Source organism: Aliiruegeria sabulilitoris (genome assembly GCF_001558155.1).
Lineage (GTDB): Bacteria > Pseudomonadota > Alphaproteobacteria > Rhodobacterales > Rhodobacteraceae > Tropicimonas > Tropicimonas sabulilitoris.
In genome coordinates, this window is sequence record NZ_LOAS01000006.1 from 21,875 (window position 1) to 28,068 (window position 6,194).

Consider the following 6,194-nt stretch of genomic DNA (forward strand, 5'->3'; position numbering starts at 1 on the left):
GAAGAGAATGGAAAGCGAGAGCTTCACGCCCGGACCGGGCCGCGAAAGGGCGCTGCGCACGGCGCTTGGCGCCTATGCCACCGGGGTGACGGTCGTCACCTGCGGCACGGATGAGGGGCCGCTGGGCTTTACCGTCAACAGCTTCACCTCTGTCTCACTCGACCCGCCGCTGGTGCTTTGGTGCCCGGCGCTGCTCTCGCCGCGCCATGACGCCTTCGTCGCCGCGCGGGACTTCTCAATCCATGTGCTGGAGGTCAGCCAGCTTGAGATTTCCCAGCGTTTCGCCGAACGGGCCGATGATTTCACCGGGATCGACTGGGCCGAGAGCGAGGCCGGCGTGCCGCATCTGGCCGGCTGCCTGACCCGGCTCGACTGCCGCCATTTCGCGTCTCACGGGGCAGGGGACCACACGATCGTTATCGGCCAGGTGGAACGCGTCACACACAGGCCCGGCACGCCGCTGCTCTTTGCGCTTGGTGCCTATGGGCGGCTGGCGGGGACACGCTGATTTCCCGCCGGGGTGAGGCTGGCGGAAAGGGCAGGGCATAGTCGCTGGCGACTACTCGGGCAACACGCCATCCAGAACATATCGTAGTATCTGAACCACCTGCTCCGGTTCCTCGGCCACGGCCAACGCCGCTGCGTCGACCTCTTTCAAGGCGTGCTGATGGCTCTTCCCGTGAAGCACGATCAGTGCCTTTCCCAGGGCTGCGGCATAGCCCGCGTCGAAGGCCGCGTTCCACTGCTTGTACTGCTCTCCGAAGCGCACGACGACGACATCCGCGTCTTCGATGCCCTTGCGGGTGCGAATGGCGTTCAGTTTCGCGCCCTTGTGGTCATGCCAGAACTTGTCCGGCTCGGCACCGAGTATTGCAACGCCACAATCGTCGCTTGCCGCATGATCGGTGACCGGGCTGTTGAATGCGACATCCAACTCTTTCGACCCCTCGACAATGCGTTCTCTCCAGTCAGTATGAATTTCGCCCGACAGGTAAACCTTTAGCATCACGTCATTTCCCCTTGATAATCGCGACCAACGTCCTGAAAGTCGCAGCCAATGTCCAGCGATCATCGCAGCGCGCGTTTTTCCGCAGTGCACACGCCCTTGCCCTGTGATTGACTGCGCCGCGGAAACGGCGGGCCCCGAGGCCGAAGAAGAGGTGCAGGTATGAATGGCGCGGAAACCCTTGTGAAAACCTTTCTTGCGGGCGGGGTCGATGTCTGTTTCGCCAATCCCGGCACTTCGGAGATGCATTTCGTCGCCGCGCTCGATTCGCATCCGGAAATGCGCTGCATTCTCAGCCTGTTCGAGGGCGGCGTGACCGGGGCGGCGGATGGTTATTTCCGCATGAGCGGCAAGCCTGCGGCGACGCTGTTGCATCTCGCGCCCGGTTTCGGCAATGGCTATGCCAATGTGCACAACGCGCGCAAAGGGCATTCGGCCATGATCAATGTCGTGGGCGAACATGCCGATTACCACCTGAAATTCGACGCGCCCCTCAAGGGCGATATCGAGGGCGTGACACGTTCTGTCTCCGACTGGGTCAAGGTGTCGATGGATGCGCTCGCCGTGGCGCAGGACGGGGCGGAATCGATCCGTGCCGCGACCGCCCGCAACGGTCAGATCGCCACGCTCGTGCTACCCGCGAATACCGCCTGGACCGAGGCCGAGGGGCCGGTGGACCCGCTGCCGCCGGTGGCGCTGCACCGCCCGCGCCCCGACCAAATCGCGGCCGCCGCCGCCGCGCTGACCGAGCCGGGGGCTGCGCTGTTTGTCGGTGGCGCAGCGGCGTTCGGCCCGCTGGCAAGGCTGGCCGGCAAGATTGCCCGCAAGACCGGCTGCCGCCTGATGGCGGATTATTTCCTGCCGCGGGTCGAGCGCGGCGAGGGTGCAGTGGATATCGACTGCCTGCACTACCCGGTTCTGGAAAACGTCGAGCTCCTCAAGGACGTCAAGCATATGGTCCTGCTCGGCGCGGGTCAGCCGGTGGCTTTCTTTGCCTATCCCGACCGGCCCTCGACGCCGGAGCCCGCCGATTGCCGGATGCTCGATCTCTGCGGAGCGACGATGGATATCGCCTGGACCCTGCAGGCCCTGATCGCGGCGACAGGCGCGGAGCAGGCGGAACCCGCCTTGCTGTCGCTGGACGTGCCGGAGCTGCCCACGGGAGAGCTGACGCTGGCGAAGGTCGGAAAGGCGCTGGCCGCGTTGCTGCCCGAGGGCGCTATCATCGCCAATGAAGCGGTGACGGCGGGCGCCGATGTCATCCCGCCCACGCGCACTGCCCGCAACCATGACCTGCTTTACAATCCCGGCGGCGCGATCGGGGCAGCCCTGCCGCTGGCCGTCGGCGCGGCGGTGGCCTGTCCGGACCGCAAGGTCATCGCGCCCACGGGCGACGGCTCGGCCATGTACACGCTGCAGTCGCTCTGGACCATGGCACGCGAACAACTCGACGTGACGGTGCTGATCTTCGCCAATCGCGGCTACCAGATCCTGCGCGCGGAGTTGGCCAATGTCGGCGTAAGCCATGTCGGGCGCAATGCCGAGCGCATGTTCAATGTCGAAGGGCCCGAGTTGGACTGGGTGGCGCTGTCGCAGGGGCATGGCGTGCCCGCGCGCCGGGTGGAGGACATGGAGAGCTTTGCCGACGCCTTCCGCGCGGCCATGGAGACGCCCGGTCCGAAGCTGATCGAGATCGTCTGCTGACCGGGGTGCCCGGGCTGTCGCAAGTGTTAACTGCAAATTAACAAATTCGTCGGCAAACTGGCCAAGCGTATACTCTATATAGATTTATCGAGGTCGAAATGACCGCGTTGCAACCCCAACCGGCCCCAGTGGTCCGGCAAAAGGCCTTTACCATCGACGAGCTCGGTTTGTGCAATCCCGCCGAGCAAGGTGCGCTTCAATATATCACCCGTGTTGTCCGTCGAATCTTTTCGACGGAAATGGCGCTGATCGGCGTTTTCGAGCAGCAGGTGGAGCGGCAGATCCTTGTCAGTGGTCTGGGTATGCCCGAACAATGGGAAAGGGCGGGCTGGATCCCGCTCTCGCAATCCTTCAGCCAGTTCGTGCACCGTGACGCGGTGCCGCTTGCCGTCGACGACAAGGACAGCCACCCCCTGGGCGCGGAGCTGGCCGATCTGGGCAAGCTTCCCTATCGCTCCTATCTCGGAGCCCCCGTTTTCGGACCGACCGGCGATGCGCTCGGCGCGCTGTGCGTGGTCGATCCAAGGGTGCGCCATTGGAGCGAGGAAGACATCGAGGTCATGCAGGATCTCGCCCATTGCGTGACGGATGCGATCCTGCTGCGGGCGAGCTTGCTCACCAGTCAGCAGCTACAGCGCAATCTGGAACGTGCGCTGAGCCGTTCCCGGCGCAACGCCGCCGTTCGGGACACCATTGTCGCCGCCTTTACCGAACCGGACAAGAACGCCGATGAACGGTTGCAGGCGATGTTGGCGGCGGGTTGCCGGGCGCTGAACATGCGCGCGGCCGGGGTGACGCGGGTGGACGGGTCTCGCACGCTGGTGATCGCGCATTATTGCAGCCAGGGTCAGGACATGCCCGTCGGAGATCCGGACAATCACGCGAGCCTGACCGCGCATCTGATGTCGGGGCAGGAGATGGTCTGGTTTGCAAACCCGGAAAAGGCCGGCCTTGCGGGCAAACCCGCCTTTGACGGCTCCACGCCACGCAAATTCGTCGGCACACCGTTGATCCTTGATGGAATCGCCTACGGGACGCTGGAATTCGTCGGCGACGGGCCGACCTGCGCCGACGATATGGACAGCGACACGCTGCTTGTCAGCGTCATCGCCATGTTCACGATCACCCAGCTCGAGATCTTTTCGCAGGTCGACCGCTTGAAACGCTCCGAAGCCGCGCTGCTGCAATACATCCTCGACCTGCGCGCGGCAAAGTAATCCGCGCAGCAACGGTCGGCTTTCGTCGCTCCGCGGGCCTTTCCACGGATGCTCGGTGCCCATAGGGGGTAAGCCGGATGACTTCCCAGACCGGCGATTTCTTGACCGACCGGTCGCGCCATGTGCTGAACGGCCTTGGCTTTCCCTCCGGAAGAAACGGACTCCCGCGGATGGGCCATGTTTTTCGCGCCGGCAGCGGGCACAGGCCCAGAGACCTGAGGACAGTGCCATAGGTGGCCCCAGGCCAGAGCGGCGACGTTGGCGTGTCCGCCCTCTCTCCTTCGCAAGGCGTTGAAATATGCGTTTCTCTTCTTGCGAGGCCCACGGGAAATCACCTGTTAATGCCCCTTCCGCGCGCAAGGTGCGGTGATCGGAACAATACCGCGCGCCTCGCAGCTCTTGTCATGTTGCTACAATTCGCAATGGCGCATTTCCCTGGGGCCATGCGGATGTGGCGAGAGGAACAGGCATTGCCCTTGGCAACGGCTCATTTTCTAACGCGACCTGTTTCATCCTCTTTTGGAGAAACATCCCGGGGGGCCCGGGGCAGCGCCCGCGGTTTGCCACCATCTCCGCGGGCGTGGTCTCGCAAATGGCAGCTTCAGGCTTGCGGTCACAACCGCCCATGGCCGCTGACCCATTCCCCCGGGCATCGCATCCGAGCAGTGGGCTCTGGCGGAAAACCTGCGCCTTGCCGCACTCCGTTCCGCCACTAAGGGTCAATGAAAGGTGAGGGTCCAGCCCCAGCCCCAGTAGCCGCCGTAGTCCCATCCGTAGCCCCAGGACCAGCCATAGCCCTAGTACCAGCCATGTTGCCACGCGCTTCCGTAGCTCCAGCCCCAGCCCTGATACCAGCCGTAATCCCAGCTATAGCCGTGAAGCCATCCGTAACCGGTGTACCAGCCATAATCCCATCCGGGGGACCAACCGTAGCAGGCATACCAGCCCTGGTGCCAGCCATAGCTCCAGCCTTGGCCGACATACCAGCCATAGCTCCAGCCCTGGGACCAGCCGTAGCCAACGTTCCAGCCGACCGTCCAGCCGTAATTCCAGCCATGGTTCATGTACCAGCCGTAATCCCAGCCGAGGTACCATCCATATCCGCTATGCCAGCCAGTGTTCCAGCCGCCCGATGACCAGCCATAGTTCCAGAACCAGCCATAGCCATAGCTCCAGCCAAAGTGCCAGCCGTTGTTCCAGCCCCAGCCATAGCTCCAGCCCTGATACCAGCCATATTGCCAGCCATGGGCATAGACCCAACCGTAGTTCCAGCCATAGTGCCAGCTGTCGTTCTGAAACCAGCCGTAGGTACCGCCATATTGCCAGCCAGGGCCGTAGACCCAGCCGTAATTCCAGCCATAGAGCCAGCCGAAATCGTAGATCCAGTCAAAGCTGTGATGCGTTCCGAATTGCCAGTCATAGACGTAAATCCAGCCCGGATCGTAATGCCAGCCATATTGCCAGCCGACGTCGTAAAACTGGCCATATTCGTAATGCCAGCCATACTGCCAGTCATACGTATATTCGTAATACAGATCGCCTGCCAAGTTCCTGCCCTCCGGCCGCGTTGACACAATTCTTCGGCCGAAAGATACCCGCGGCTCCAGTTCCGGGCCACTCAGGTCCGGTTCGCATTTGGCTGAAAGTTATTGAAAATTTGGGCTATTTTCACGTGCCGCCGCAGGCGTCCCGAGCCCTTTCGGTGGATTGTGCAAGAGTTCCGCGGGGTTGATACCTGCAAGCCGAGAGGCGCTGTCACGAAGGCTGCGAAACAGCGCGTAGTTTGCGTCAAATGGTCTGCATTTCCCGCGTTCGGAACTGTCCCTGCGCGGCCGCGACGGGCAAGCCGCCAGCCGAAAAGAAAAGACGCCACCCGAAGGTGGCGCCTGTTGTTGTCCGAATTGCGGGGCGGAATGCTCCGCCCCGATCAGGCCGTTGCTCAATACCAGCCGTAATCCCAGTATCCGCCGTAGGTCCAGTACCAGCCGTAGTCCCAGCCATAGTCGAGCGACCAGCCATAACCGACATACCAGCCGTAGTCCCAGCCGTAGGTCCAGCCATATCCGACATACCAGCCGTAGTCCCAGCCGTAGGTCCAGCCATATCCGACATACCAGCCATAGTCCCAGCCATAGCCATACTCCCAGCCATAGCCGACATACCAGCCGTAGTCCCAGCCCCAGCCGTAGTCCCAGCCGTATCCGACATACCAGCCATAGCTCCAGCCATAGTCGAGCGCCCAGCCATATCCGAGATACCAGCCATAG

Annotated in this window: 6 protein-coding genes; 3 read left to right on the plus strand and 3 right to left on the minus strand. The window is 62.7% G+C overall.

Annotated features, from left to right (window positions below; all coding sequences use genetic code 11):
- Positions 1-7: 7 nt before the first annotated feature.
- Complete coding sequence (locus AX756_RS06185; protein WP_068309600.1) at positions 8-508, plus strand: flavin reductase family protein; 501 nt, start codon at positions 8-10, stop codon at positions 506-508.
- Positions 509-559: 51 nt separating this feature from the next.
- On the opposite strand, the gene AX756_RS06190 is transcribed toward AX756_RS06185, so the two are convergent.
- Entirely contained in the window at positions 560-1,006 is a 447-nt protein-coding gene (locus AX756_RS06190) for a YtoQ family protein (RefSeq protein ID WP_068309601.1), read from the minus strand.
- A 162-nt stretch (positions 1,007-1,168) separates the two neighbouring features.
- On the opposite strand from AX756_RS06190, the gene AX756_RS06195 reads away from it, so the two are divergent.
- Both AX756_RS06195 and AX756_RS06200 read left to right on the plus strand, forming a co-directional pair.
- Complete coding sequence (locus tag AX756_RS06195) at positions 1,169-2,710, plus strand: acetolactate synthase large subunit (protein WP_068309602.1); 1,542 nt, start codon at positions 1,169-1,171, stop codon at positions 2,708-2,710.
- Between the two features lie 98 nt (positions 2,711-2,808).
- A complete protein-coding gene (locus AX756_RS06200; RefSeq protein ID WP_082738970.1) occupies positions 2,809-3,927 on the plus strand; it encodes a GAF domain-containing protein in 1,119 nt (372 codons plus the stop codon).
- A gap of 797 nt (positions 3,928-4,724) precedes the next feature.
- Here the strand turns inward: AX756_RS06200 and AX756_RS25530 are convergent.
- Complete coding sequence (locus tag AX756_RS25530; protein ID WP_068309604.1) at positions 4,725-5,474, minus strand: hypothetical protein; 750 nt, start codon at positions 5,472-5,474, stop codon at positions 4,725-4,727.
- Positions 5,475-5,866: 392 nt separating this feature from the next.
- On the minus strand, positions 5,867-6,194 hold a 328-nt coding region (locus AX756_RS26010; RefSeq protein ID WP_197431060.1), incomplete at its 5' end, for a hypothetical protein.